The 24,505-nt window shown below is 63.9% G+C and carries 23 protein-coding genes and 2 tRNA genes; 20 read left to right on the top strand and 5 right to left on the bottom strand.

The genetic code is table 11. From position 1 onward, the window contains the following. Window positions 1–65 precede the first annotated feature (65 nt). Complete coding sequence (locus AADV58_RS05235; RefSeq protein WP_028995115.1) at window positions 66–2,204, bottom strand: UvrD-helicase domain-containing protein; 2,139 nt, start codon at window positions 2,202–2,204, stop codon at window positions 66–68. A 246-nt stretch (window positions 2,205–2,450) separates the two neighbouring features. Here AADV58_RS05235 and AADV58_RS05230 point away from each other — a divergent pair, with 246 nt between their 5' ends. From AADV58_RS05230 to AADV58_RS05185, 10 genes are all read left to right on the top strand, one after another. Continuing rightward, on the top strand, window positions 2,451–2,801 hold the full coding sequence (locus tag AADV58_RS05230; protein ID WP_028995116.1) for a hypothetical protein: 351 nt from the start codon (window positions 2,451–2,453) through the stop codon (window positions 2,799–2,801). A 197-nt stretch (window positions 2,802–2,998) separates the two neighbouring features. Beyond that, window positions 2,999–5,608, top strand: a complete 2,610-nt coding sequence (gene leuS / locus AADV58_RS05225; protein WP_028995117.1) for a leucine--tRNA ligase — start codon at window positions 2,999–3,001, stop codon at window positions 5,606–5,608. Between the two features lie 10 nt (window positions 5,609–5,618). After that, window positions 5,619–6,149: an LPS assembly lipoprotein LptE gene (gene lptE / locus AADV58_RS05220; RefSeq protein WP_028995118.1), complete on the top strand. Its 531-nt coding sequence runs from the start codon at window positions 5,619–5,621 to the stop codon at window positions 6,147–6,149. Further along, the gene (gene holA, locus AADV58_RS05215) at window positions 6,149–7,165 is read left to right on the top strand and encodes a DNA polymerase III subunit delta (RefSeq protein ID WP_028995119.1); all 1,017 of its coding nucleotides are present in this window, start codon (window positions 6,149–6,151) and stop codon (window positions 7,163–7,165) included. The genes lptE and holA overlap by 1 nt, the downstream gene beginning before the upstream one ends. A 344-nt stretch (window positions 7,166–7,509) precedes the next feature. Then, window positions 7,510–8,766, top strand: coding sequence for a glutamate-5-semialdehyde dehydrogenase (locus AADV58_RS05210; protein ID WP_028995121.1), 1,257 nt, complete (start codon window positions 7,510–7,512; stop codon window positions 8,764–8,766). Further along, window positions 8,759–9,931, top strand: coding sequence for an acyl-CoA dehydrogenase (locus AADV58_RS05205; RefSeq protein WP_028995122.1), 1,173 nt, complete (start codon window positions 8,759–8,761; stop codon window positions 9,929–9,931). Before AADV58_RS05210 ends, AADV58_RS05205 begins: the two co-directional genes overlap by 8 nt. A gap of 6 nt (window positions 9,932–9,937) precedes the next feature. Next, window positions 9,938–10,423: a methylated-DNA--[protein]-cysteine S-methyltransferase gene (locus AADV58_RS05200; protein WP_028995123.1), complete on the top strand. Its 486-nt coding sequence runs from the start codon at window positions 9,938–9,940 to the stop codon at window positions 10,421–10,423. Continuing rightward, window positions 10,389–11,309, top strand: coding sequence for a site-specific tyrosine recombinase XerD (gene xerD / locus AADV58_RS05195; protein ID WP_341744241.1), 921 nt, complete (start codon window positions 10,389–10,391; stop codon window positions 11,307–11,309). The genes AADV58_RS05200 and xerD overlap by 35 nt, the downstream gene beginning before the upstream one ends. Before the next feature lie 9 nt (window positions 11,310–11,318). Continuing rightward, window positions 11,319–11,810, top strand: a complete 492-nt coding sequence (locus AADV58_RS05190; RefSeq protein ID WP_341744240.1) for an aminoacyl-tRNA deacylase — start codon at window positions 11,319–11,321, stop codon at window positions 11,808–11,810. Between the two features lie 84 nt (window positions 11,811–11,894). Next, a complete protein-coding gene (locus tag AADV58_RS05185) occupies window positions 11,895–12,770 on the top strand; it encodes a ZIP family metal transporter (protein ID WP_341744239.1) in 876 nt (291 codons plus the stop codon). Here AADV58_RS05185 and AADV58_RS05180 read toward each other — a convergent pair. Next, on the bottom strand, window positions 12,767–13,117 hold the full coding sequence (locus AADV58_RS05180) for a dihydroneopterin aldolase (protein WP_341744238.1): 351 nt from the start codon (window positions 13,115–13,117) through the stop codon (window positions 12,767–12,769). The genes AADV58_RS05185 and AADV58_RS05180 overlap by 4 nt on opposite strands. Before the next feature lie 67 nt (window positions 13,118–13,184). On the opposite strand from AADV58_RS05180, the gene plsY reads away from it, so the two are divergent. Then, window positions 13,185–13,781, top strand: coding sequence for a glycerol-3-phosphate 1-O-acyltransferase PlsY (gene plsY / locus AADV58_RS05175; RefSeq protein WP_341744237.1), 597 nt, complete (start codon window positions 13,185–13,187; stop codon window positions 13,779–13,781). A gap of 262 nt (window positions 13,782–14,043) precedes the next feature. On the opposite strand, the gene tsaD is transcribed toward plsY, so the two are convergent. Next, entirely contained in the window at window positions 14,044–15,075 is a 1,032-nt protein-coding gene (gene tsaD / locus AADV58_RS05170) for a tRNA (adenosine(37)-N6)-threonylcarbamoyltransferase complex transferase subunit TsaD (RefSeq protein WP_341744236.1), read from the bottom strand. 137 nt (window positions 15,076–15,212) lie between these two features. Between tsaD and rpsU the strand changes: the two genes are divergently transcribed. From rpsU to AADV58_RS05140, 6 genes are all read left to right on the top strand, one after another. Beyond that, window positions 15,213–15,425, top strand: a complete 213-nt coding sequence (gene rpsU / locus AADV58_RS05165; protein ID WP_028995140.1) for a 30S ribosomal protein S21 — start codon at window positions 15,213–15,215, stop codon at window positions 15,423–15,425. 93 nt (window positions 15,426–15,518) lie between these two features. Next, complete coding sequence (locus tag AADV58_RS05160) at window positions 15,519–15,965, top strand: GatB/YqeY domain-containing protein (RefSeq protein ID WP_341744235.1); 447 nt, start codon at window positions 15,519–15,521, stop codon at window positions 15,963–15,965. Window positions 15,966–15,972: 7 nt separating this feature from the next. Then, window positions 15,973–17,703, top strand: a complete 1,731-nt coding sequence (gene dnaG, locus AADV58_RS05155) for a DNA primase (RefSeq protein ID WP_341744234.1) — start codon at window positions 15,973–15,975, stop codon at window positions 17,701–17,703. A gap of 46 nt (window positions 17,704–17,749) precedes the next feature. After that, on the top strand, window positions 17,750–19,723 hold the full coding sequence (gene rpoD / locus AADV58_RS05150) for an RNA polymerase sigma factor RpoD (protein ID WP_424243833.1): 1,974 nt from the start codon (window positions 17,750–17,752) through the stop codon (window positions 19,721–19,723). A gap of 7 nt (window positions 19,724–19,730) precedes the next feature. Beyond that, a tRNA-Ile gene (locus AADV58_RS05145) sits at window positions 19,731–19,807 on the top strand. 53 nt (window positions 19,808–19,860) lie between these two features. Then, window positions 19,861–20,748 carry a lipid A biosynthesis acyltransferase gene (locus AADV58_RS05140; RefSeq protein WP_341744232.1) on the top strand — a complete coding sequence of 296 codons (888 nt, stop codon included), beginning with the start codon at window positions 19,861–19,863 and terminating at the stop codon, window positions 20,746–20,748. Here the strand turns inward: AADV58_RS05140 and AADV58_RS05135 are convergent. Together AADV58_RS05135 and AADV58_RS05130 are read right to left on the bottom strand one after the other, a co-directional pair. After that, entirely contained in the window at window positions 20,742–21,497 is a 756-nt protein-coding gene (locus AADV58_RS05135) for a glycosyltransferase family 2 protein (RefSeq protein WP_341744231.1), read from the bottom strand. The genes AADV58_RS05140 and AADV58_RS05135 overlap by 7 nt on opposite strands. 71 nt (window positions 21,498–21,568) lie before the next feature. Then, window positions 21,569–21,645 (bottom strand) — tRNA-Met (locus tag AADV58_RS05130). A gap of 119 nt (window positions 21,646–21,764) precedes the next feature. On the opposite strand from AADV58_RS05130, the gene miaB reads away from it, so the two are divergent. From miaB to ybeY, 3 genes are read left to right on the top strand one after another with little or no spacing between them, the layout of a single operon-like run. Further along, entirely contained in the window at window positions 21,765–23,102 is a 1,338-nt protein-coding gene (miaB, locus tag AADV58_RS05125; RefSeq protein ID WP_298398141.1) for a tRNA (N6-isopentenyl adenosine(37)-C2)-methylthiotransferase MiaB, read from the top strand. Beyond that, window positions 23,083–24,072, top strand: a complete 990-nt coding sequence (locus tag AADV58_RS05120) for a PhoH family protein (RefSeq protein WP_028995147.1) — start codon at window positions 23,083–23,085, stop codon at window positions 24,070–24,072. Before miaB ends, AADV58_RS05120 begins: the two co-directional genes overlap by 20 nt. Further along, window positions 24,044–24,505, top strand: coding sequence for an rRNA maturation RNase YbeY (ybeY, locus tag AADV58_RS05115; RefSeq protein WP_028995148.1), 462 nt, complete (start codon window positions 24,044–24,046; stop codon window positions 24,503–24,505). Before AADV58_RS05120 ends, ybeY begins: the two co-directional genes overlap by 29 nt.

The following is a 24,505-nucleotide window of genomic DNA, read 5'->3' as shown; positions in this document are numbered from 1 at the left end:
GGTCAGCTTCAAAATGCCGAGGGTATCACCGAGCCGCCTGCCAATCTACCGCAGCCGGCGGGAAATCACACCGGCGTCAGCTTGGCGTACTCCAGCGCCAGCCATTTCATGCCGGCACCGCCGCCGAAATTGACCTGCACCCGCGCATCGGCGCCGCGCCCCTCGGTGGCGACGATGACGCCGAGACCGAACTTGGCGTGCTCAACGCTCTGACCGACGCGCAGCCCGCCAGCCACCGGCTCGCTGCTGGCGGCGGCGTAACCGCCCCAGGTCGGCGCCGGGGCCGCAGCCTTCTTGTTGAGCTTGAGCAACAGCTCCTCCGGTATCTCGTCGAAGAAGGACGAGGCCGTGCAATAACGCGTCTGCCCGTGCAGCATCCGCGTCTGCGCGCAGGACAGGTAGAGCCGCTGGCGGGCACGGGTGACCGCGACGTACATCAGCCGGCGCTCTTCCTCCAGGCCGTCGCGCCCCTCGCTGACCGCGTTCTCGTGCGGGAACAGCCCCTGCTCCAGGCCGCTGATGAAGACGATGTCAAATTCCAGGCCCTTCGCCGCGTGCACCGACATCAGCTGGACCGCTTCCTGGCCTTCGCCGGCCTGGTGCTCGCCGGATTCGAGCGAGGCGTGAGCGAGGAAGGACGCCAGTGCACCGCCTTCGCCGATCGCGCCTTCGTCGTCGACAAAGGTGGCGGCGGCGTTGATCAGTTCGTCAAGGTTCTCCAGGCGTTCCTGACCTTCCTTTTCCAGCCGGTAATGCTGGGCGAGGCCGGACTTCTCGACGACATGCTCGATGATCTCGGGCAGCGGCAGCTTTTCGGTCTCCTGACGCAGCGTCTCGACCAGCCGGATGAAGGCGCCGACGGTCTGGCCAGCCTTGCCGGTCAGCGAGGCGGCGGCGTTGTAGAGGCTGGAATTCATCTGGTGCGCGGCGGCCTGCAGGTTTTCCAGCGAACGGGCGCCGATCCCGCGCGTCGGGAAATTGACCACGCGCAGAAACGCGGTGTCGTCGTCGGGGTTGCCCAGCAGGCGCAGATAGGCGAGCGCGTGCTTGACTTCCTGGCGCTCGAAGAAGCGCAGGCCACCATAGACCTTGTAGGGCACGCCCTTGGTGAACAGCTCGTGTTCGAGCACGCGCGACTGGGCATTCGAGCGGTAGAGGATGGCGCATTGCGTCGCCGGCACGCCGTCACGGACCAGTTCGCGGATCTCGTCGACGATGAAGCGCGCCTCGTCGATGTCCGAATAGGCTTCGAAAGCGCGGATCGGCTCGCCGTCGCCGGCGTCGGTCCACAGGTTCTTGCCCAGGCGCTCGCGGTTGTACTTGATGATGGCGTTGGCGGCGGCCAGGATGTTGCCGTGCGAGCGGTAGTTCTGCTCGAGGCGGATGATGTTGTCGGCGCAGTAGTCGCGCTCGAAGTCGCGCATGTTGCCGACCTCGGCGCCGCGGAAGCGGTAGATCGACTGGTCGTCGTCGCCGACCGCAAAGAGCCTGGCGCCGCCGCCGGCGAGCAGTTGCAGCCAGGCGTACTGCAGCTTGTTGGTATCCTGGAACTCGTCGACCAGGATGTGCCGGAAACGCTGCTGGTAATGCGTGCGCAGCGGCTCGTTGCGCTGCAGCAGCTCGAAGCAGCGCAACAGCAGCTCGGCGAAATCGCAGACGCCCTCGCGGTTGCACTGGGCCTCGTACTCGGCGTAAATCTCGACACGTTTCTGCGTGTAGTGGTCGTACACCTCGGCCTGGCCGGCACGCACGCCCTGCTCCTTGTGCGCGTTGATGAAATGGCACAGCTCGCGCGGCGGGTACTTCTCGTCGTCGATGTTGAGGTTCTTCAGCAGGCGCTTGACCATCGCCAGCTGGTCGGCCGAATCGAGGATCTGGAAGGTCTGCGGCAGGCCGGCCTCGCGGTAGTGCGCGCGCAGCAGCCGGTTGCACAGGCCGTGGAAAGTACCGATCCACATCCCGCGCACGTTGATCGGCACCAGCGCCGACAAGCGCGCGGTCATCTCCTTGGCCGCCTTATTGGTGAAAGTCACCGCCATCACACCATGCGGCCCGACCTGGCCGGTCGAGATCAGCCAGGCGATCCGTGTCGTCAGGACCCGCGTCTTGCCGCTGCCGGCGCCGGCGAGGATCAGCGCATGCACAGGCGGCAGCGTCACGGCCTGCAGTTGGGGAGGATTGAGGTTGGCGAGCAGGTCGGACATGGTTTGGACTGGTCACATAAACAGTCCGCCAGTGTACAATGCCCGCCGCCAATGAAGGACAAATGGTCGGACCAATTTGTTGCATTTGTGCAACGCAGCAATCATTTAAGGGTTATCCACTAATGACCCTTAGGGCACGCGAACGTATACTGGCAACAAATAAATATTGCAGTGCACAAAACTTTTTGCCCACAAGGCAGTCGATACAGAAGTGGTCACCGCCACGATCGTAGAAGGAGCAGCACCATGAACAGCATGAAGTCACCGAAAATCCTCCCTTGGATCGCCAAGAAGGCCGGCATCAGTGAAGAACTGGCGCTCAAGCTGTGGCGTCGCGCCGTCGGCGAAGCCGAGTACCTGACCGGAAAATCGGACGGTTCCGAATTCTTCGGCCTGGCCATCGAGCGTTTCCTGTCCATCGTCGAAGACGAAGCCGGCACGCTGTCCACCAGCAAGCTCAACCCGGCCCCGCAATTGACCTGGATGTGGCGTCACCAGACCCGCATGTCGCTGCTGTCGCTGATGGCGGCTCAGAACGCCTACCGTTGCTGGCAGAGCACCTGGAACGACATGGTCGGCCAAAAAAAAGCCGCCTGACCGGGCGTCATTGATGTCCGGCCCGGGGCGCCGCGTACCGACGCCGCCCCGGGGAACCGTGATGAAAATCCGGGGCAAACACCCCCTTCCTGCCGGCGAGCGCAGGACGCGCTGAAAACCGGGGAGAAACCGGGCCGCGCAACCGCTATAATTCGCGGTTTGATCGACGCCTTTCAGCAAGAACGCTCCCCATGCCCATGCAGGAAAAATACACCCCGGCCGACCTCGAACGCGCCGCCCAGCAACACTGGGACGAAACCGGTGCCGCCCGCGCCGTCGAAGACGCCAGCAAACCCAAGTACTACTGCCTGTCGATGTTCCCGTATCCGTCGGGCAAGCTGCACATGGGCCACGTGCGCAACTACACCATCGGCGACGTGCTCTCGCGCTTCCACAAGATGCAGGGCTACAACGTGCTGCAGCCGATGGGCTGGGACGCCTTCGGCATGCCGGCCGAAAACGCTGCATTGGCCAACAACGTGGCGCCGGCCGGCTGGACCTACTCGAACATCGAGTACATGAAGCAACAGCTCAAGTCGCTCGGTTTCGCCATCGACTGGCAGCGCGAATTCGCCACCTGCACGCCCGAGTACTACCGCTGGGAGCAGTGGCTGTTCACCCGCCTCTACGAAAAGGGCCTGGTGTACAAGAAGCTCGGCACCGTGAACTGGGACCCGGTCGACCATACCGTGCTCGCCAACGAGCAGGTCATCGACGGTCGCGGCTGGCGTTCCGGCGCGCTGATCGAAAAGCGCGAGATCCCCATGTACTACATGAAGATCACCGCTTACGCCGAGGAACTGCTGAGCGAGCTCGACAACCTGCCGGGCTGGCCCGAGCAGGTCCGCCTGATGCAGAAGAACTGGATCGGCAAGAGCACCGGCGTGCGCTTCGCCTTCCCGCTGGCCGACAACGCCGATGAAAAGCTGTGGGTATTCACCACCCGCGCCGACACCATCATGGGCGTCACCTTCGTCGCTGTCGCCGCCGAACACCCGCTGGCCACCCGCGCGGCCGCCAACAATCCGGAACTTGCCGCCTTCATCGAGGAATGCAAGAAGGGCGGCGTTGCCGAAGCCGACATTGCGACGATGGAAAAGAAGGGCATGCCGACCGGCATCTACGTCAGCCACCCGCTGACCGGAGAAAAAGTTGAAGTCTGGGTCGGCAACTACGTGCTGATGAGCTACGGCGACGGCGCCGTGATGGCCGTGCCGGCGCACGACGAACGCGATTTCGCCTTTGCGCTGAAGTACAACTTGCCGATCAAGCAGGTCGTCGCCGTCGACGGTGAATCCTTCAGCGACCAGGCCTGGGCCGAGTCCTACGCTGACAAGGTCAAGGGCAAGCTGGTCAATTCCGGCAAGTACGACGGCCTCGGTTATGAAGCCGCCGTCGACGCCATCGCCGCCGACCTCGCCGCCAAGGGCCTGGGCGAGAAGAAAACCCAGTTCCGCCTGCGCGACTGGGGTATCAGCCGCCAGCGTTACTGGGGCTGCCCGATCCCGATCATCCACTGCCCCAGCTGCGGCGACGTGCCGGTGCCGGACGAGCAGTTGCCGGTCGTCCTGCCGGAAAACGTCGAGATCACCGGCGCCGGTTCGCCGCTGGCGAAAATGCCCGAGTTCTATGAGTGCAAGTGTCCGAAGTGCGGTGGCGACGCACGCCGTGAAACCGACACCATGGACACCTTCTTCGAGTCGTCCTGGTACTTCCTGCGCTACGCCTGCCCGGACAACACCACGGCCATGGTCGACGAGCGCGTCCAGTACTGGTGTAAAGGCGGCATCGACCAGTACATCGGCGGCATCGAGCACGCCATCCTTCACCTCCTATATTCGCGCTTCTTCACCAAGCTGATGCGCGATGTCGGCCTGATCGGCGATTTGGGCGAGCCCTTCGCCAACCTGCTGACCCAGGGCATGGTCGTTGCGCCGACTTTCTACCGCGAACTCGACGGCGGCAAGAAGCAGTGGATCAACCCGGCCGACGTGGACGTCGTCACCGACGAGCGCGGTCGCCCGACCGGCGCCACCTTGCGTGCCGACGGCCTGCCGGTGGTCATCGGCGGTACCGAGAAGATGTCGAAGTCGAAAAACAACGGCGTCGACCCGCAAGCCTTGATCGACCAGTACGGCGCCGACACCGCCCGTCTGTTCATCATGTTCGCCTCGCCGCCGGACCAGTCGCTGGAATGGTCGGATGCCGGCGTCGAAGGCGCTTTCCGTTTCCTGCGCCGCCTGTGGAAAACGACTTACGACCACGTTCAGGGTGGCCTGGTCGCCGCCTGCGCGAGCAACGACGGTTTGAGCTCGGCCCAGGCCGACCTGCGCCGCAAGCTGCACCAGACCATGGGCAAAGTCGCCGACGACTACGGCCGGCGCAAGCAGTTCAACACCGCCATCGCCGCCGTCATGGAGCTGCTCAACGCCTACGACAAGTGCGACCTCGCCGATGCCGCCGGCCGCGCGCTCGCCCAGGAAGTTCTGGAAAGCGCCGCGCTGCTGCTCTTCCCCATCGTCCCGCACATCGGCCAGGCGCTCTACGCCGAGCTGAAGCCGGGCTCGGATGCCGGCCTCGCCGCCTTCCCGAAGGCCGACCCGGCTGCCTTGAAGCAGGATGAAATCGAGCTGGTCGTCCAGGTCAACGGCAAACTGCGCGGTGCCATCCGCGTCGCCGCCGAAGCCGACAAGGCGAGCATCGAAGCCGCCGCGCTGGCCAATCCCGACGCCCAGAAATTCATGGAAGGCAAGCCGGCGAAGAAGGTCATCGTCGTTCCGGGCCGCCTGGTCAATATCGTCGTCTGAGGAAACTCGCATGCCCTACCCGCTCCGCGCCCTGTTCGCCCTGCTGCTCGCCCTTCTGGTCGCCGGCTGCGGCTTCCAGTTGCGCGGAGCGAACGGCAGCAGCACACTACCCTACCGGACCCTGCATATCGCTCTGCCTGAGACATCCGAGGTGCGCATCTGGCTGGAACGCTACATTCAGGGCAGCAGCGCCAGTACGCGCCTGCTCACCGACCCGAAAGCGGCCGAGGCGGTTTTCGTTCAGCTGGACGACAACAGGCAAAAGAGCATCCTCAGCGTCAATGCTCAGGGCCGCGTTCGTGAATATCGCCTGCAGTTGAACTACAGTTTCCGCCTGGTCAATGCCGAAGGCCGGGAAATCGTCAGTCCAGTCGATATCGTCATGACCCGTGACATCAGCTTCAATGACTCACAGGTACTGGCCAAGGACATCGAGGAAAATCTGCTCTGGCGCGACATGAACAATGACCTGGTCAACCAGATCATGCGCCGCCTGAGCCTGATCAAACCCAAGGATCCCTCGACGGCGGCCGAAGACTGATGCTGCTCAAGGCCGAGCAACTGGCGACGCACCTCGAACGCGAGCTGCGCCCGCTCTACGTACTCTACGGCGACGAGCCGTTGCTGGTGCTGGAAGCGGCCGATGCGATCCGTGCCCGCGCGCGTAGCGCCGGTTACAACGAACGCGAAGTGCTGACCGTGCTGGCGCAATTCGACTGGGGACAATTACTCGCCGCCGGCGGCAACCTGTCGCTGTTCGGCGACCGCAAGCTGATCGACCTGCGCATTCCCGGCGGCAAACCGGGCAAGGAAGGCAGCGCAGCCTTGCAGCAGTGGTGCCAGAACCTGTCGTCCGACAATCTGCTGCTGATCACCCTGCCCGAACTCGACTGGCGCGAGGAAAAGGCAGCCTGGTTCACCACGCTGGCCAATGCCGGCGTCGTCATCAAGCTGAATGCACCGCCACTGGCCGAACTGCCCGGCTGGATCGCCGGCCGTCTGCGCCGCCAGCAGCAAAGCGCCGATCCGGAAAGCCTGAAGTTCATCGCCGAGCGCGTTGAAGGCAATCTGCTCGCCGCCCATCAGGAAATCCAGAAACTGGCCCTGCTTTACCCAGCCGGCAAGCTGTCGCACGAGCAGATCCGCGACGCCGTGCTCAATGTCGCCCGCTACGATATCGAGGGGTTACGCGAAGCCCTGCTGGTCGGCGACGTTGCCCGCCTGGCCCGCACGCTCGATGGATTGATGCAGGAAGGCGAAGCGCCGCCGCTGGTACTGTGGGCCATGTGCGAGGAAATCCGTGCCCTGGCAACGATCCGCGGCGGGCTGGACAGCGGTCGCCCGCTCGACCTGCTGTTGAAGGATGCCAAAGTCTGGGGGCCTCGTCAGGTTCAGGTCAAACGGGCCTTGCAGCGTCTCAGCCAGCCCCGACTGGAAGCGGCACTCAAGCATGCGGGGCGGATCGATGCCTTGATCAAGGGGATCGGCCGCGGCAATCTGTGGGATGAGTTCCTGCAACTGGGCATCTCGCTGTGCAGGAGTTCGCGGCCGGCTTAAGCGGCCGGCGGCGCGGACGGTTCGTCCGGATCGAGATCTTCCCAGGCAGTCGCACTCCCGGCGCACGTCGTGCAGCCCGGGTTTGCTGGTTTCCTGCACCAGGCACTCGCCTTGGCACTCCTCGGAAACCACGACCAGTTTCATTTCAGCATCCACCTGGCGGTCGCCATCCCAGTAGCTGCAGGTTGCGCAGACCTTGACCTCGGTCGGCAATATCAGTTTTTCGGCCATCTTGTCCTCGACGGAAAGCCCTGTTGTCGTTGCGGATAAGAGTTTACCTGCTTCCGGAAGTTCCCTGTAATTTGTCTGGCTATAATGTTCTTTTGCCCAAAACAAAGAACACCATGGACATCAAGGACTACATGCAGACGATCGGCCGCCAGGCCCGCGCCGCGTCGCGCCGCCTAGCCACGGCCACGACCGCCGAAAAGAACGCCGCCCTGCAGGCGATTGCCGACGCCATCCGCCGTGAAAAAGCGGCGCTGCTCGCCGCCAACGCCGAGGATGTCGCCGCCGCCCGCGCCGCCGGTCTGGAGCCGGCCATGCTCGACCGCCTGACGCTGACCGACAAGGGCGTGGACAACATGGCCGAAGGCGTCGAACAAGTCGCCAAACTGCCCGATCCGATCGGCGAAATGGGCGAATTCAAGTTCCGCCCGTCCGGCATCCAGGTCGGCAAGATGCGCGTGCCGCTCGGTGTCATCGGCATCATCTATGAAGCCCGCCCGAACGTCACCGCCGACGCCGCCGCCCTGTGCCTGAAATCCGGCAACGCCGCCATACTGCGCGGCGGCTCGGAAGCGATCCGCTGCAACCGCGCCATCGCCGCCCTGGTCCAGGAAGGCCTGCGCACCGCCGGCCTACCGGCCGACTGCGTCCAGGTCGTCGACACCACCGACCGTGCTGCCGTCGGCGAACTGATCACCATGCGCGAGTTCGTCGACGTCATCGTGCCGCGCGGCGGCAAGGGCCTGATCGCGCGGCTCCTGGCCGAATCCCGGGTGCCGATGATCCAGCACCTGGACGGCAACTGCCACGTCTACCTCGAAGAGGAAGCCGACCCGAACAAGGCGCTGAAGATCGTCGAGAACGCCAAGACCCAGCGCTACGGCACCTGCAACACCGCCGAATCGCTGCTCGTCGACCGCGCGGTGGCCACCATGCTGCTGCCGCCGATCGCCCACATGCTGACCGCCAAGGGCGTCGAGATCCGTGGCTGTGCGGAGACCTGCGCCATCGTCCCGAACGCCGTCGCGGCCACGGAAGAGGACTACTACACCGAATTCCTGGCGCCGATCATCTCGGTCAAGGTCGTGGCCGACATTGATGAGGCCATCGCCCACATCAACCAGTATTCGTCCAAGCACACCGAAAGCATCGTCACCGACAACCACCCGAAGGCCATGCGCTTCCTGCGCGAAGTCGATTCGGCCTCGGTCATGATCAATGCCTCGACGCGCTTCGCCGACGGCTTCGAATACGGCCTGGGCGCCGAAATCGGCATCTCGACCGACAAGATCCACGCCCGTGGCCCGGTGGGTCTGGAAGGCCTGACCAGCCAGAAATGGATCGTCCTCGGCGACGGGCACGTCCGTGGCTAAGCCCAGCTTCAACTGGGAAGACCCGCTGCTACTGGATTCACAGTTGGCGGCGGACGAACGCCAGGTGCGCAACGCGGCGCGGACCTTCGCGCAGAAGGCGCTGGCACCTCGGGTACGCGACGCCTTTCGCAACGAGCACACCGACCCGGCGATCTTCCGCGAGATGGGCGAAATGGGGTTGCTCGGCGCCACGCTGCCGCCACAGTACGGCGGCGCCGGGCTGAATTACGTTTCCTACGGGCTGATTGCCCGCGAGGTGGAATACGTCGATTCCGGCTACCGCTCGATGCTCAGCGTGCAGTCCTCGCTGGTCATGCTGCCGATCTTCGCCTTCGGCAGCGAGGCGCAGAAACAGAAATACCTGCCCGGCCTCGGTCGCGGCGAGCTGATCGGCTGCTTCGGGCTGACCGAGCCGGATTCCGGCTCCGACCCCGGCAGCCTGGCCACCCGCGCCCGCGCCGTGCCCGGCGGCTGGAAATTGTCCGGCAGCAAGATGTGGATCACCAATGCACCGCTGGCCGACGTTTTCGTCGTCTGGGCCAAGGACGACGAAAATGTCATTCGCGGCTTCATCCTCGACAAAGGCATGCCCGGCCTGAGTGCGCCGGCGATCCACGGCAAGGTCGGCCTGCGCGCCTCGATCACCGGCGAGATCGTCATGGACGAGGTCTTCGTCCCGACGGAAAACCGCCTCGACGTCGCCGGCCTGAAAGGTCCGTTCACCTGCCTGAATGCCGCCCGTTACGGCATCGCCTGGGGCGCGCTGGGTGCCGCCGAAGCCTGCTGGCATACGGCGCGGCAATACACGCTGGACAGGAAGCAGTTCGACCGGCCGCTGGCAGCGAACCAATTGGTGCAGAAGAAACTCGCCGACATGCAGACCGAAATCACCCTCGGCATCCAGGGCGCGCTGCGCCTGGGCCGGATGATGGACGACGGCAGCGCGACGCCGGAAATCGTTTCGCTGATGAAGCGCAACTCCTGCGGCAAGGCGCTCGACATCGCCCGTACGGCACGCGACATGCTCGGCGGCAACGGCATTTCCGACGAATACAGCGTCATCCGCCATGTCGTCAATCTGGAAGTGGTCAATACCTACGAGGGCACGCACGACATCCATGCGCTGATCCTCGGCCGGGCACAAACCGGCATTTCCGCTTTCTGAACGACCATGACGGACTACCAGGCCATCGTCGTCGCCCCGGGTTTCTGCCTCGGCATCTGCTGCGACGCCGATGAAATCACCGGCATCGACTTCCTTGAGCCCCGTCCCGCCCTGGCACCGACCACCCCGCTCGCTGCCGAAGCCGCCCGCCAGTTGCAGGCCTACCTGCGCGACCCGGCCAGTCCGTTCAGCCTGCCGCTCAAACCCGCCGGGACAAGCTTCCAGCGCCGCGTCTGGGAACAGATTGCAGCCATTCCCGGCGGCCGGACCGAAACCTACGGCCAACTGGCCAAAGCCCTGCACAACGCGCCGCGTGCTATCGGCCAGGCCTGCGGCGCCAATCCCTACCCGGTGGTCGTTCCCTGCCACCGGGTGGTCGCCAGCCACGGCGGGCTGGGCGGTTTCGCCCGCGAACGCGGCGGCTTCCTGCTTGAGGTCAAGCGCTGGCTGCTGCAGCATGAAAACGCCGAACTTGCCATCAAGACCCACTGACCTCGCCGAGATCGACCAGTTCTGCGACGCACTCTGGCTGGAAGACGGCCTGGCCAAGGCAACGCTCGACAGCTACCGTTCCGACCTCGGCCGGCTGGCCGGCTGGCTCGCCGAACACGCTCATGAGCCGCTGCTCGACCTGCGCGAAACGACGCTGACCGCCTTCGTCGCCCACCTGTCGCGTAGCACGCGCGCCAGCTCGCAGGCGCGCTATCTGTCCACATTGCGCCGCTTCTTCCGCTGGCAGGTCGGGCGCGGTCGCATCGTCAGCGATCCGACGCTGAAACTCTCCAACCCCAGCCTGCCGTCGCGCCTGCCCAAGGTCATGTCGGAACAGCAGGTCGCCAACCTGCTCGCCGCCCCCGATCTCGACACACCGCTCGGCCGGCGCGACCGGGCCATGCTCGAAACCCTGTACGCCACCGGACTGCGCGTTTCCGAACTGGTGAACCTGAAGCTGCACGAAGTCAGCCTGATCGACGGCGTCCTGCGCGCCTTCGGCAAGGGCAGCAAGGAGCGGCTGGTGCCGCTGGGCGAGCAGGCCATCGACTGGATTGCCGACTACCTGAAGACAGCGCGCGCCGCCATCCTGCACGACCAGATCAGCGACGCCCTGTTTGTCACTGCCCGCGGCGGCGCCATGACCCGTCATGCCTTCTGGCACCTGGTCAAGCGCTACGCGCTGGTGGCCGGCATCGACCCGGCCAAGCTGTCGCCGCACGTGCTGCGCCACGCCTTCGCCACGCATCTGCTCAACCACGGCGCCGACCTGCGCGTCGTCCAGCTACTGCTCGGCCACGCCGACATCTCAACCACGCAGATCTACACCCACGTTGCCCGCGAACGGCTGAAGTCGCTGCATGCGATGCATCATCCGCGCGGTTAAAATGCCTCCATGAGCAAGCCAGAACACGCCCCCGAAACCCCGGCGACCAAGTTCCTGAAAGCGAACAAGGTCAGTTTCACCCCGCATCTCTACGCCTATGAAGAACACGGCGGCACCCGCGTCTCGGCGCGCGAACTCGGCGTCGACGAACATGCCGTGGTCAAGACACTGGTCTTCGAAGACGAGAACGCCAAGCCGCTGATCGTGCTGATGCACGGCGATTGCAAGGTATCGACCAAGGAACTGGCGCGGCAGATTCCGTGCAAGAAGGTCGAGCCGTGCAAACCGGAAGTCGCCAATCGCCACACCGGTTTCCTGGTCGGCGGCACCAGTCCGTTCGGCACGAAGAAGGCGATGCCGGTTTTCGTCGAGCGCAGCATCCTCGAATTGCCGCTGATCTATATCAACGGCGGTAAGCGCGGCTTTCTGGTCGGTATCGACCCGGCCATCCTGAGCAGCGTGCTCAAGGCGAAACCGGTCGACGCCGCTCTACCAAATTAAAACAAGCTATCACTAGAATTTAATCAATCGATTAGATCAATCGACGGTTACGGCATAAAGTTCCTCCATCACGAGGAGAAAGCCATGACCCAGATCGTTGCCCGCCACTACGCCCGCCCCGCCGCCCGCAAGCATTTGTGGACCGGTATCGCCATGGCCGTCGTCGCCCTGGCCTTCGGCATTGACCAGGCCGGACAATGGTTTGCCGCCCACCCGATGGCCCTCACCGGCCTCCAGGCCAGTCTGTTCGCCGGCCTGGCCACGGGTCTTGGCGCCATCCCCGTACTCTTCATGCGCCGCCCGACCGAACGCCTGATGGCGCCGATGCTCGGCCTCGCCGGCGGCATGATGCTCGCCGCCAGCCTGTTCTCATTGCTCGTCCCGGCCGTGCAGACGGTCGCCACCAGCAGCGCCCCGCTCGGCCTCGGCATCGCCACCGCGCTGGCCCTGCTCGGCGGCGCGGCGATGATGCACTGGATGGACCAGCGGACCGAACACAGCCACGTCGAATCGGTCGACAGCCGCCGGGCGCTGCCGCAGGTCGGCCTGGTGGTCGCCGCCATCGCCCTGCACAACGTCCCGGAAGGTTTGGCGGTGGGTGTTGCTGCGGCTTCCGGCGTCGATCACGGAATGACGCTCGGCATCGCCATCCAGAACGTACCCGAAGGCTGGATCGTCGCCAGCGCCATGATCGCCCTCGGTGCCGGCCCGCTGCGCGCCGCCTTGATGGCCTTGGCCACCGGACTGGTCGAACCGGTCGGCGGTTTGTTCGGGGTGATTGCCAGCACGGCAGCCGGCGCCGCCTTGCCTTTGGCGCTCGCTGCAGCGGCCGGCGCCATGCTCTGGGTGGTCAGCCACGAACTGATCCCGGCCTCGCACCGCCCGGGGCGTGAGGCCGCCGGCACCGCCGGCCTGCTCGCCGGTTTCGCGGTGATGACGACGCTGGCGGTCGGGCTTTAAATCGAGCGCTCGATGACCACGCCGACGCGTTTGACGCCAGGCATCATGCCAAGTTTGGCGACCGAGACACGGACCCACTGCGCAGCGAAGTTCTCCAGCAGCCAGGTGGCGATGTGCTCGGTCAGCTTTTCCAGCAGGTTGAAATGGCTGGCGGCGAGGTCCTTGCGCAGGCGCTCGACGACGACCGCGTAGTCCACGGTATCGCGGATGTCGTCGCTGGCCCCGGCCGACGCCGTGGACACGCCGATGTGCAGCGTGATTTCGACCGTCTGCGGCACGGCCTTTTCGCGCGGATAGATGCCTATCCACGTTTCGGCGCGCAGTTCCTCGATGAAAATGATGTCCATGTGACGGTCGACCGTGATCCGGGGTGTAAAATTCGCCGCGATTGTACCTCCGAGACCGCCAAAACCCATGGAAATCCTGCTCGCCATCCTTGCTGCCTACCTGCTTGGCTCCGTGCCCTTCGCGATGATTTCGGCCAAGCTCTTCGGCCTCGCCGACCCGCGCACCTACGGTTCGGGCAACCCCGGCGCGACCAACGTGCTGCGCAGCGGCAACAAGAAAGCCGCCCTGTTCACTTTGATCGGCGACGCCCTCAAAGGCTGGCTGGCCGTCTTCCTCGCACAGCAGGCCGAACTCTCCGGCATGACCGTCGGCTTCGTCGCACTGGCCGTGTTCTTCGGCCACCTGTTCCCGATCTTCCTCAAGTTCAAGGGCGGCAAGGGCGTTGCCACCGCTGCCGGCGCGCTGCTCGCGCTCGATCCCATCCTCGGCCTGATGGTCCTCGGCACCTGGCTGCTGGTCGCCTATGTGTCGCGCTATTCCTCGCTCGCCGCCCTCATCGCCGCCGGCACCGCACCGCTGTACTCGGCGCTGATGCACGGCACCAACGGTCAGTTTGCCGTCGTCGGCATCATCGCCATGGCCCTGATCATCAAGCACTGGCAGAACCTGCAACGCCTGATGGCCGGCCAGGAAAGCAAGATCGGCAGCAAGAAGATGGGATAGCGGCAAGGCATCGGCCGGATGCAGAAAATCGATTGGTCGCCAGCGCTGAGCTTGCCTAAAGTGAGCAGGTCAGCAACACACAGGAGAGACCATCATGCTCAGCCGCCTCATTCAATCCCTGATCGGCGACGAAACACCCTGGGAAAACTACCTCGACGTCTTCGCCAGCCTGCCGGAAAACTTCTGAGCCTCCGGCCGCCATGGGTAAAAAGGACTGTTGCGGCAAGAAGCCGGCGTGTCGGAAATGCCCGAAACGCAGGAATCAGCTCGACATTTCCGTCATCTGCATCAACGGCCAGCGCGGCTGCACGCTGAAACTGCCGGCCGGCTTGGCCGTGGAACCGGCCTGCAATCTGAGGCAACCAGCCAGCGCGATCATGGCGCCGTTGTCGGTACAGAAGGCCAGTTCCGGGTAATGCACGCGGAAGCGCTTGCGCTTCGCCTCATCGTCGAGCATGGCCCGCAGTTGCCGGTTGGCACCGACGCCGCCGGCCACGACCAGGCGCTTGAGGCCGGTCTGTTTCAACGCCTTCAGCGATTTTTTCACCAGCACCTCGACGATGGCTTCCTGGAAAGCCCGCGCCGCGTCAGCCTTGAATTCGTCGGTCAGTGGCTCATCCTGCTCGCGCACCAGCGTCAGCACCGCCGTCTTCAAACCGGAAAAGCTGAAGTTGAGGTCGGCGGAATGCAGCATCGGCCGCGGCAGACTGTATTTTTCCGGATCGCCGCGCTCGGCCAGTTGCGACAGCAAGGCACCGCCCGGATAAGGCAGGCCGAGCAGTTTGGCGCTCTTGTCGAAGGCTTCGCCGGCGGCGTCGTCAAGCGTCTCGCCAAGCAGTTCGTACTCACCGACGCCGGTCACCTTCATCAATTGCGTATGACCGCCGGACACCAGCAGAGCGATGAACGGGAAAACCGGCGGATCCGCCGACAGCAGCGGCGACAGCAGATGCCCTTCGAGGTGGTGCACGGGTATGGTCGGCTTGTCGAGCGCCAAGGCCAGCGCCTCGGCAAAGGCGCAGCCGACCAGCAGCGCGCCGGACAGGCCGGGCCCGCGCGTATAGGCGACGGCATCGATCTCGGCCAGACTGCGACCGGCCTGCGCCAGCGCTGCCCGCAGCAGCGGAACGACACGCCGGATGTGGTCGCGCGACGCCAGTTCGGGAACGACGCCACCGTACTCGGCGTGCATCGCCACCTGCGAGTGCAGGGCATGCGCGAGCAGGCCGGCTTCACTGTCGTAAAGCGCGATACCGGTTTCGTCGCAGGAAGATTCAACACCGAGGATCAACATGGGCGCGCATTTTAGCACTTGATCGAGCAAGCCGATCTCGCATAGAATGCTTGGCTGTCCGCGAAATGCGGAAACATTTTTGCGCGCACTGCCGTTTACTTGACCTGGCAGGCGCCTAACGGAAGGGGGTGATTTATATGCCGAACATTCGTGTCAAGGAAAACGAGCCGTTCGAGGTGGCCATTCGCCGCTTCAAGCGCACTGTCGAAAAGACTGGCCTCCTGACCGAGCTGCGCGCCCGTGAGTTTTACGAAAAGCCCACCGCCGAGCGCAAGCGCAAGGCTGCTGCTGCCGTCAAACGCCAGAACAAGCGCCTCCGCAGCCTGACCCTGCCGCCGAAGATGTACTGATCGAGTACGCCTTTGCAGCAAATTAAAAGCCGCCCGCCCTCAAAAGCTGGCGGCTTTGTCTTTTTTTACCGCCGCACTTCACCCAGGTAAGCCATGAGCCTGAAAGCACGCATCACCGAAGACATGAAAACGGCCATGAAGGCCAAGGAAGCAACCCGCCTGGCGACCATCCGCCTGCTGCTCGCCGCGATCAAGCAAAAGGAAGTCGATGAGCGCGTCGAACTTGACGATGCCGCCGTCGCCGCTGTCATCGAAAAGCTGGTCAAGCAGCGCAAGGACAGCGTCGCCCAGTACCAGGCCGCCGCCCGCCAGGACCTGGCCGACGCCGAGCAGGCCGAAATCGCCATCCTCGCCGCCTACCTGCCGGAAAAGATGAGCACCGAGGAAACCGCCGCAGCAGTCGCCGCAGCAGTCGCCGAAACCGGCGCCAGCGGACCGGCCGACATGGGCAAGCTGATGGCCGTGCTCAAGCCGCGCCTGGCCGGCAAGGCTGACATGGCCGAGGTTTCGAAACTGGTCAAGGCCGCCCTGACCGGTTGAACGCACCATGATCCCGGAGAGCTTCATTCAGGATCTGCTGGCCCGGGTCGACATCGTCGACCTGGTCGACAGCTACGTCCCACTGAAGAAAGCCGGCGCCAATTACGCTGCCTGCTGCCCATTCCACAACGAGAAATCGCCGTCGTTCACGGTCAGCCCGACCAAGCAGTTCTACCACTGCTTCGGCTGCGGCGCGCACGGCACGGCAATCGGCTTCGTCATGGAATACCAGGGCATCGGCTTTGTCGACGCGGTCAAGGAGCTGGCTTCGCGGGTCGGCATGACGGTCCCGGACAGCGGCGATTTTTCACCAGAAAAGCACGGCCAGACACGCAATCTGGTCGAAATCATGAGTCGCGCCGCCGCCTGGTACAAGGAGCAGTTGCGCCGCTCCGACAAGGCCATCGCCTATTGCAAGAAACGCGGACTCAGCGGCGAGATCGCCGCCCGCTACGGCATGGGTTACGCGCCCGACGGCTGGAATGGTCTGAAGAGCATTTTCCCCGACTACGACAGCGATGAGCTCAAGCTCGCCGGCCTGGTCATCGACAACGACTCCGGCCGCCGCTACGACCGCTTCCGCGACCGGCTGATGATTCCCATCGTCAATCCCAAGGGCGACATCATCGCCTTCGGCGGGCGCATCATCGACCAGGGCGAACCGAAGTACCTGAATTCGCCGGAAACCCCGCTGTTCGAAAAAGGCCGCGAACTGTTCGGCCTGCCGCAGGCGCGCCAGGCCATGCGTGAAACCAACACAGCCATCGTCACCGAAGGCTACATGGACGTCATCGCACTGGCCCAGAACGGCGTCGGCAACGCCGTCGCCACCCTCGGCACGGCGACGACGCCGACCCATGTGCAAAAGCTGCTGCGCCAGGTCGACCGCATCGTCTTCTGCTTCGACGGCGACAACGCCGGCCGCAAGGCCGCCTGGCGGGCGCTGGAAAACGCGCTGGAAGCACTGGCCGACAACAAGCAGATCGGTTTCGTCTTCCTGCCCGCCGAGCACGACCCCGACAGCTTCATCCGCGAACACGGCAAGGCCGAATTCGACCGCCAGGTGACGCAAGCCATGCCGCTGTCGGATTTCTTGTTGCGTGAACTGGCGCAGCGCTGCGACCTGACCAGCTCGGAAGGCAAGGCCAAGCTGATCTACGAAGCCAAGCCGCTGCTGCTCAAGCTACCGACGCCGCTGCTCCGCCTGCAACTGGTCAAGCGCCTGGCCGAGGCCAGCGGCTTCGCCCAGCAGGAAGTCGAGCGCCTGTGCGAACTCAAGTCCTACGCGCCGGCCGCACCGCCGAAAGCCAAGCGCAGCGCGCCGTCGCTGACCCGCAACCTGCTGCGCATCGTCCTGCACAAGCCGCTGCTGGCCGCACAACTTCCAGGCGAACTCCTCCCCGACACCCCCGAACGCCCGGCGCTGCTGCGCCTGCAAGAACTGGTCCGCGCCGGCAACGGCAGCCAGGGCTACGCCGCACTGCGCGAACAACTGCGCGGCCTGCCGGAAGAGCAGATCATCGAGGCCGCGGCGTCGGAACTTCTCGGCCTGCCGTTTGACGAAGAAGAGGCCGAGGCGGAATTCCGCGCCACCGTGGAAAAACTCCAGGAAGGCGGACAGATGCGCCAGTTCGCCGAACTACAGGTCAAAGCCCAGCAATTCGGCGTCGCCGGTCTGTCCGCCGCCGAAAAGCAGGCCTACATCCAGTTTCTAAGCACCCGGGGAAATCGCAGCTAAGTTGTGGTAAAATTTACGGTTTTCTCCAATTACATGGATCGTGTTCATGGCTAAGGCAAAAGACACCGCTAAGGAAGCTCCCAAGGCTCGCACCAGCAAGGCCAAGGATAAGGCTGCCGAAAAGGCGCTGCTCGAAGGCGCGATGGCAGAAACCCCGCAACCGCTCGACGCTGAAGCGCGCAAGATGCGCCTCAAGGCGCTGATCAAGCTGGGCAAGGAACGCGGTTACCTGACTTACGCCGAAATCAACGACCACCTGCCCGACGACGTCGTCGATGCCGAGTCGATCGAGGCGATCATCTCGACCTTCAGCGAAATGAGCATCCAGGTCTTCGACGAAGCCCCGGCTGCCGAAGACCTGCTGATGTCCGACACCGCTGCCGGCGCCGCCGACGATGAGGAAGTCGAAGCCCAGGCCGAACAGGCGCTGTCCACCGTCGATTCCGAATTCGGCCGGACCACCGACCCGGTGCGCATGTACATGCGCGAAATGGGCTCGGTCGAACTGCTCACCCGCGAAGGCGAAATCGAGATCGCCAAGCGCATCGAGGAAGGCCTGAAGCACATGATCCAGGCCATCTCGGCCTGCCCGACGACGATTGCCGACATCCTCGACATGGCCGCCAAGGTCGAAACCGACGAAATGCGCATCGACGAACTGATCGACGGCCTGATCGATCCGAACGCCGTCGAGGAAGAACCGGCGGCGGAAGCCAGCGCCATCGAGACCGACGACGACAGCGACGACGACGAAGAGGGCGGCGAAGAAGGCGGCGGCGCCGCTGCAGCCTCGCTGCTGCAATTGAAGACCGAAGGCCTGGAACGCTTCAAGTCCATTCGCGCGATCCACGCCAAGATGCAGAAGACCCTTGGCAGCAAGGGCTCGCAGGACAAGGCCTACCTCAAGCTGCAACAGCAGCTGTCCGACGAGCTGATGAACATCCGCTTCACCTCGCGCTGCATCGAGCGCCTGTGCGACAGCGTGCGCGGCATGGTCGAGGAAGTTCGCGGCTGCGAGCGCAAGATCCAGAACATCTGCGTCGACCGCGTACGCATGCCGCGCCCGCACTTCATCCAGTCCTTCCCGGGCAACGAAATCAACCTCGACTGGGTCGAGGCCGAAATCGCCGCCGCCCCGAAGACCTACGTTGCCATCCTGACCCGCAGCGCCCCGGACATCCAGGAAGAACAGCGCAAGCTGCTCGCCCTCCAGGACCGCATCGGCATTCCGCTGAAGGAACTGAAGGACATCAACAAGCAGATGTCCACCGGCGAAGCCAAGGCACGCCGCGCCAAGCGCGAAATGACCGAGGCCAACCTGCGTCTGGTGATCTCGATTGCCAAGAAGTACACCAACCGCGGCCTGCAGTTCCTCGACCTGATCCAGGAAGGCAACATCGGCCTGATGAAGGCGGTGGACAAGTTCGAATACCGCCGCGGCTACAAGTTCTCGACCTACGCCACCTGGTGGATCCGTCAGGCTATCACCCGTTCCATCGCCGACCAGGCGCGGACCATCCGCATCCCGGTGCACATGATCGAAACGATCAACAAGATGAACCGGATCAGCCGCCAGATACTCCAGGAGACGGGCTCTGAACCCGATCCGGCAACGCTGGCCAAGAAGATGGACATGCCGGAAGACAAGATCCGCAAGATCATGAAGATTTCCAAGGAGCCGATCTCCATGGAAACGCCGATCGGCGACGACGACGACTCGCACCTGGGCGACTTCATCGAAGACCACACCACGCTGGCCCCGGCCGACGCGGCGATGTTCTCCAGCCTGCGCGGCGTCACCAAGGACATTCTCGACAGCCTGACGACCCGCGAAGCCAAGGTCCTGCGCATGCGTTTCGGGATCGAAATGAATACCGACCACACGCTGGAAGAAGTCGGCAAGCAATTCGACGTCACCCGCGAACGCATCCGCCAGATCGAAGCCAAGGCCCTGCGCAAGCTGCGCCACCCGAGCCGCTCCGACAAACTGCGCAGCTTCCTCGACCCGACCGGCAACTAAGCTTTCCGGGCCTGTAGCTCAGTTGGTCAGAGCAGAGGACTCATAATCCTTTGGTCCAGGGTTCAAGTCCCTGCGGGCCCACCAACGACGACACCTCCCGGCGCAAAGCCGGGAGTTTCACCGAGCAAGCACACTGCATGGCGAGCCGTTTTTTCAGTCGATGCGCCGTTTTTCTTCTCTGGCTGATTCACTTCCTGCCACCGGCAGCAATCGCCGGACTCGGCACAGGGATAGGCGCGGTACTTTATCGACTCGGTCGCGACCGGCGTCGCGTCACCGAAACCAATCTGCGCCTCTGCTTTCCGGAAAAATCAGAAGATGAACGCCGCCTGATCGGCAAGGCCCACTTCGCCCTGCTCGGCCGGGCCATGCTTGACCGCAGCTTGTTCTGGTGGCGCCCCCCCCGGTATCTCGAAAGCCTGATCACGATCCGGGGCGAGGAAAAGCTTCGCGAACTGCTCGATCAGGGCAAACCGGTCATCCTCTTTGCGCCGCACTTCCTGGGCCTGGATGCCGGCGGCGTTGCCCTGATCATGCGCTTTGACATCGTCAGCACCTACTCGAACCAGAAAAATCCGATATTCAACGAACTGATACTGCGCGGCCGGCAGCGCTTCGGCAACCAGTTCCTGCTTTCCCGCCAGGACGGCATTCGCGCCACGATCAAGGCCATGCGCGCTGGTCGCCCCTACTACTACCTGCCTGACATGGATTTCGGAAGACGCGACTCGGTCTTCGTTCCCTTCTTCAACATCCAGACGGCGACCATCACGGGACTCTCACGCCTGGCGCGAGCGGCAGGCGCAACGGTAGTTCCCTGCGTCACGCGCATGCACCCTGAGCGCCCGGGCTACCAGCTCGAAATCGGCGACCCGTGGGATGATTTCCCCACCGAGGACATTGAGGCCGACACCCGGCGCATGAACGCCTTCATCGAAGACGCCATTGCCACCATGCCGGAACAGTACTACTGGGTGCATCGCCGTTTCAAAACCCGGCCGGCCGGCGAGCCGCGGATCTACTGATCCCCGGTGCGCCGCTGCTCAAGCATCTTGGCGTATTTGGCAAAGCTGTTGAAACACCCCAGCAGGATGTGCACCAGGCCTGGCAAACCGTCGCGAAATCCGGCACGAAGAAAATAGAACTTTACAAACCTGACCAGCGGCGAGAGCAGCAACCGGGCAACCGACACCCGTCGCCCCTCGATCAATGCCGCACTGGCGGCCAGCGATGTATAGCGATTCTGCTTGGTCATGTACGACGCCAGCGTCTCCGCGGAATCATGCAGAAGGTCACCCGCCAAGGTCCCGACCGGCACGGAGCAGAGCACTTTTTCGTGCACCACGTCATCCGACCAGTGTGCGAAACGCCGATCGAACAAACGCAGACTCCAGTCCGGGTAGCCTTCGCCAAACTTCAGGTAGCGCCCCATGAAACGATTGCTGCGGGCAAAACGATAGGCCGCAAACGCGGGCTGCGCCATGGCCTTGCGCATACTATCCAGCAACGCAGGAGACAGACGCTCGTCGGCGTCGAGGCATAACACCCAGTCGTTGCGCGCAGCCTGCACCGCACGCTGTTTTTGCGGCCCGAATCCCGGCCAGTCCGTCTCGACGAAACGCGCCCCACGAGACTCGCAGACCTCCCGGGTGACGTCGTTGCTTCCGGAATCGAGCACGACAACCTCGTCGGCAAGCCCACGCACGCTGTCAATGCATGCCCCGACAACGCTGCCTGCGTTCTTTGTGATGATGACCACACTGACCGGATTCATAGCCCACCACCATCCAATGCGGTTTCGCCAATGGACGAAAACCCGCACGCGGCGGGTTTTCAGGAGATGCGTGGTGGTGATGGGCAGAATCGAACTGCCGACCTATGGGTTATGAATCCATCGCTCTAACCGTCTGAGCTACATCACCACGCTTAGAGGGCGCGAATTATAGTTGGCCGGCGGCCACGCGGTCAACCGCGTTATAATGCGCAACTTTTCCGCGCGCGGCTTGCCGAAGCGTCGCCACTGATTTTAAAAAGTTTTCCCATGCCCAAGAAACTATTCATCCGCACTTTCGGGTGCCAGATGAACGAGTACGATTCGGACAAAATGGCCGATGTGCTCAACGCCTCCGAAGGAATCGTCAAGACCGACAACCCCGAGGAAGCCGACATCATCCTGTTCAATACCTGTTCGGTGCGCGAGAAGGCGCAGGAAAAGGTGTTCCACGATCTCGGCCGGGTCCGCCACCTGAAGCAGAAGAACCCCGATCTGGTGATCGGCGTCGGCGGTTGTGTCGCCAGCCAGGAGGGCGACGCCATCGTCGCCCGTGCGCCCTACGTCGACGTCGTGTTCGGGCCGCAGACGCTGCACCGGCTGCCGCAACTGATTGCCGAGCGCAAGAGCAAGGGCAAGGCGGCGGTCGACGTTTCCTTCCCCGAGATCGAGAAGTTCGATTCGATGCCGCCGGCCGAGGTCAAGGGCGCCAGCGCCTTCGTCTCGATCATGGAAGGCTGCTCCAAGTTCTGCACCTTCTGCATCGTCCCTTACACCCGCGGCGGCGAAGTGTCGCGGCCGTTCACCGACATCCTGACCGAAGTCGCCGACCTCGCCGCGCACGGCGTCAAGGAAGTCACGCTGCTCGGCCAGAACGTCAATGCCTACCGCGGCGACATGGACGGCACCGACGAGAAGGCCGACCTGGCGCTGCTCATCGAGTACATCGCCGAGGTGCCGGGCATCGAGCGCATCCGCTACACCACCTCGCACCCGCGCGAGATGAGCCAGCGCCTGATCGACACCTACCTCAAGGTGCCCAAGCTGGTCTCGCACCTGCACCTGCCGGTGCAGTCCGGTTCCGACCGCGTGCTGGCGGCGATGAAGCGCGGCTACACGGCGCTCGAATACAAGTCGGTCGTGCGCAAGCTGCGCGCCGCGCGCCCCGACATCTCGCTGTCGTCCGACTTCATCGTCGGCTTCCCGGGCGAGACTGACGAGGATTTCGAGAAGACGATGAAGCTGATCGACGACGTCGCCTTCGACGCTTCTTTCTCCTTCATCTACAGCCCGCGCCCGGGCACGCCGGCGCTGGAACTCGAAGACAGCACGCCGGCCGAGGTCAAATCGGCGCGCCTGGCCCGGCTGCAGCAGCGGATCGACGAACTGGCGCAGGCGGTCAGCCAGAGCATGGTCGGCAGCATCCAGCGCGTGCTGGTCGAAGGCCCGTCGAAGAAAGACCCGAACGAGGTCGCCGGGCGCACCGACAACAACCGCATCGTGAACTTCGTCGGCAACCCGCGCTTGATCAACCAGTTCGTCGATGTCAGGATTACCCAGTCGCTGTCCCACAGCCTGCGAGGCGAAATTGTCATCCGCGAAAACTAGGGCGCCCAAGTCACGACCGGTCGAGTTTGCCCTCGCGCCGGTCGACAACACCCTGCTGGCCAATCTCTGCGGCCCGCTCGACGAGAATATCCGGCAGATCGAAACCGGTTTCGACGTGATCATCCGCCGCCGCAGCGAGCGTTTCTCGGTGACCGGCGAGCAGGCGCAACTGACCGCCGACGCGATCCGCCATTTCTACGCCATGGCCCGCCAGCCGCTGTCAGTCGACGACATCCAGCTCGGCCTGGTCGAGTTGACCAACGCCCCGGTCCGCCGCATCGGAAACGGCGACAAGCTGACCGACGGTCCGCAACTGGTCACCCGCAAGACCGAACTGCACGGTCGCACGCCGCGACAGGTCGAATACCTGAAGGCGATCCAGGAACACGACATCACCTTCGGCATCGGCCCCGCCGGCACCGGCAAGACCTACCTCGCCGTCGCTTCTGCCGTCGATGCCTTCGAGCGCGACCTGGTCCAGCGCATCATCCTGACCCGGCCGGCGGTCGAGGCCGGTGAGCGCCTCGGCTTCCTGCCCGGCGACCTGACCCAGAAGATCGACCCCTATCTGCGCCCGCTGTACGACGCGCTCTACGACCTGATGGGCGCCGACCGCGTCGCCAAGCTCTACGAAAAACGCGCCATCGAGATCGCGCCGCTGGCCTTCATGCGCGGTCGCACGCTCAACCACGCCTTCATCATCCTCGACGAGGCGCAGAACACGACGCCGGAACAGATGAAGATGTTCCTGACCCGCATCGGCATCGGCGCCAAGGCCGTGGTCACCGGCGACGTCACCCAGATCGACCTGCCCAAGGGCCACAAGAGCGGCCTGAAGGAAGCCATGGAGGTCCTGCGCGACGTGCGCGGCCTCGCCTTTACCGAATTCCGCAAGGAGGACGTGGTGCGCCACCCGCTGGTCGCCCGCATCGTCGAAGCCTATGAAAAACGCAGCCAGCAATCGTCTTGACCTGTCGGTGCAATACGCCTGTAACCGTGAGGGCCTACCCTTGCGCGCAGATTTCGTGCGCTGGGCACGCGCCGCCCTGATCGGCGGCGGCCAGGTCACCATCCGCCTGGTCGATGCCGACGAAGGTCAGGCGCTGAACCGCGACTACCGTGGCAAGGACTACGCGACCAACGTGCTGTCCTTCCCGTACGAAACCGAACCGCTGGTGATGGGCGACCTGGTCATCTGCCCGGCCGTCGTCGCCCGCGAAGCGACCGAGCAAAACAAGCCGCTGGCCGCGCATTACGCGCACCTGACGGTGCATGGTATGCTGCATTTGCAAGGCTGGGACCACGAAGATGACGTGGAAGCCCGTGACATGGAAGACGAAGAAAGGACAATACTGGCGGCCCTGGGCTTCCCCGACCCCTATGGGGACGAAACCACCGCCTGA

The organism is Azonexus hydrophilus (genome assembly GCF_038368255.1).
Classification (GTDB): Bacteria; Pseudomonadota; Gammaproteobacteria; order Burkholderiales; family Rhodocyclaceae; genus Azonexus; species Azonexus hydrophilus.
Note: the sequence above shows the minus strand (reverse complement) of the source record. Positions and strands in the feature narration are given on the sequence as shown.

Bases quoted from the DNA above. Each gene is read 5' to 3' on its own strand.
- AADV58_RS05235 (WP_028995115.1), bottom strand. From the start codon at position 2,204: ATGTCCGACCTGCTCGCCAACCTCAATCCTCCCCAACTGCAGGCCGTG.
- AADV58_RS05230 (WP_028995116.1), top strand. From the start codon at position 2,451: ATGAACAGCATGAAGTCACCGAAAATCCTCCCTTGGATCGCCAAGAAG.
- leuS (WP_028995117.1), top strand. From the start codon at position 2,999: ATGCAGGAAAAATACACCCCGGCCGACCTCGAACGCGCCGCCCAGCAA.
- lptE (WP_028995118.1), top strand. From the start codon at position 5,619: ATGCCCTACCCGCTCCGCGCCCTGTTCGCCCTGCTGCTCGCCCTTCTG.
- holA (WP_028995119.1), top strand. From the start codon at position 6,149: ATGCTGCTCAAGGCCGAGCAACTGGCGACGCACCTCGAACGCGAGCTG.
- AADV58_RS05210 (WP_028995121.1), top strand. From the start codon at position 7,510: ATGGACATCAAGGACTACATGCAGACGATCGGCCGCCAGGCCCGCGCC.
- AADV58_RS05200 (WP_028995123.1), top strand. From the start codon at position 9,938: ATGACGGACTACCAGGCCATCGTCGTCGCCCCGGGTTTCTGCCTCGGC.
- xerD (WP_341744241.1), top strand. From the start codon at position 10,389: ATGAAAACGCCGAACTTGCCATCAAGACCCACTGACCTCGCCGAGATC.
- AADV58_RS05190 (WP_341744240.1), top strand. From the start codon at position 11,319: ATGAGCAAGCCAGAACACGCCCCCGAAACCCCGGCGACCAAGTTCCTG.
- AADV58_RS05185 (WP_341744239.1), top strand. From the start codon at position 11,895: ATGACCCAGATCGTTGCCCGCCACTACGCCCGCCCCGCCGCCCGCAAG.
- AADV58_RS05180 (WP_341744238.1), bottom strand. From the start codon at position 13,117: ATGGACATCATTTTCATCGAGGAACTGCGCGCCGAAACGTGGATAGGC.
- plsY (WP_341744237.1), top strand. From the start codon at position 13,185: ATGGAAATCCTGCTCGCCATCCTTGCTGCCTACCTGCTTGGCTCCGTG.
- tsaD (WP_341744236.1), bottom strand. From the start codon at position 15,075: ATGTTGATCCTCGGTGTTGAATCTTCCTGCGACGAAACCGGTATCGCG.
- rpsU (WP_028995140.1), top strand. From the start codon at position 15,213: ATGCCGAACATTCGTGTCAAGGAAAACGAGCCGTTCGAGGTGGCCATT.
- AADV58_RS05160 (WP_341744235.1), top strand. From the start codon at position 15,519: ATGAGCCTGAAAGCACGCATCACCGAAGACATGAAAACGGCCATGAAG.
- dnaG (WP_341744234.1), top strand. From the start codon at position 15,973: ATGATCCCGGAGAGCTTCATTCAGGATCTGCTGGCCCGGGTCGACATC.
- rpoD (WP_424243833.1), top strand. From the start codon at position 17,750: ATGGCTAAGGCAAAAGACACCGCTAAGGAAGCTCCCAAGGCTCGCACC.
- AADV58_RS05140 (WP_341744232.1), top strand. From the start codon at position 19,861: ATGGCGAGCCGTTTTTTCAGTCGATGCGCCGTTTTTCTTCTCTGGCTG.
- AADV58_RS05135 (WP_341744231.1), bottom strand. From the start codon at position 21,497: ATGAATCCGGTCAGTGTGGTCATCATCACAAAGAACGCAGGCAGCGTT.
- miaB (WP_298398141.1), top strand. From the start codon at position 21,765: ATGCCCAAGAAACTATTCATCCGCACTTTCGGGTGCCAGATGAACGAG.
- ybeY (WP_028995148.1), top strand. From the start codon at position 24,044: ATGAAAAACGCAGCCAGCAATCGTCTTGACCTGTCGGTGCAATACGCC.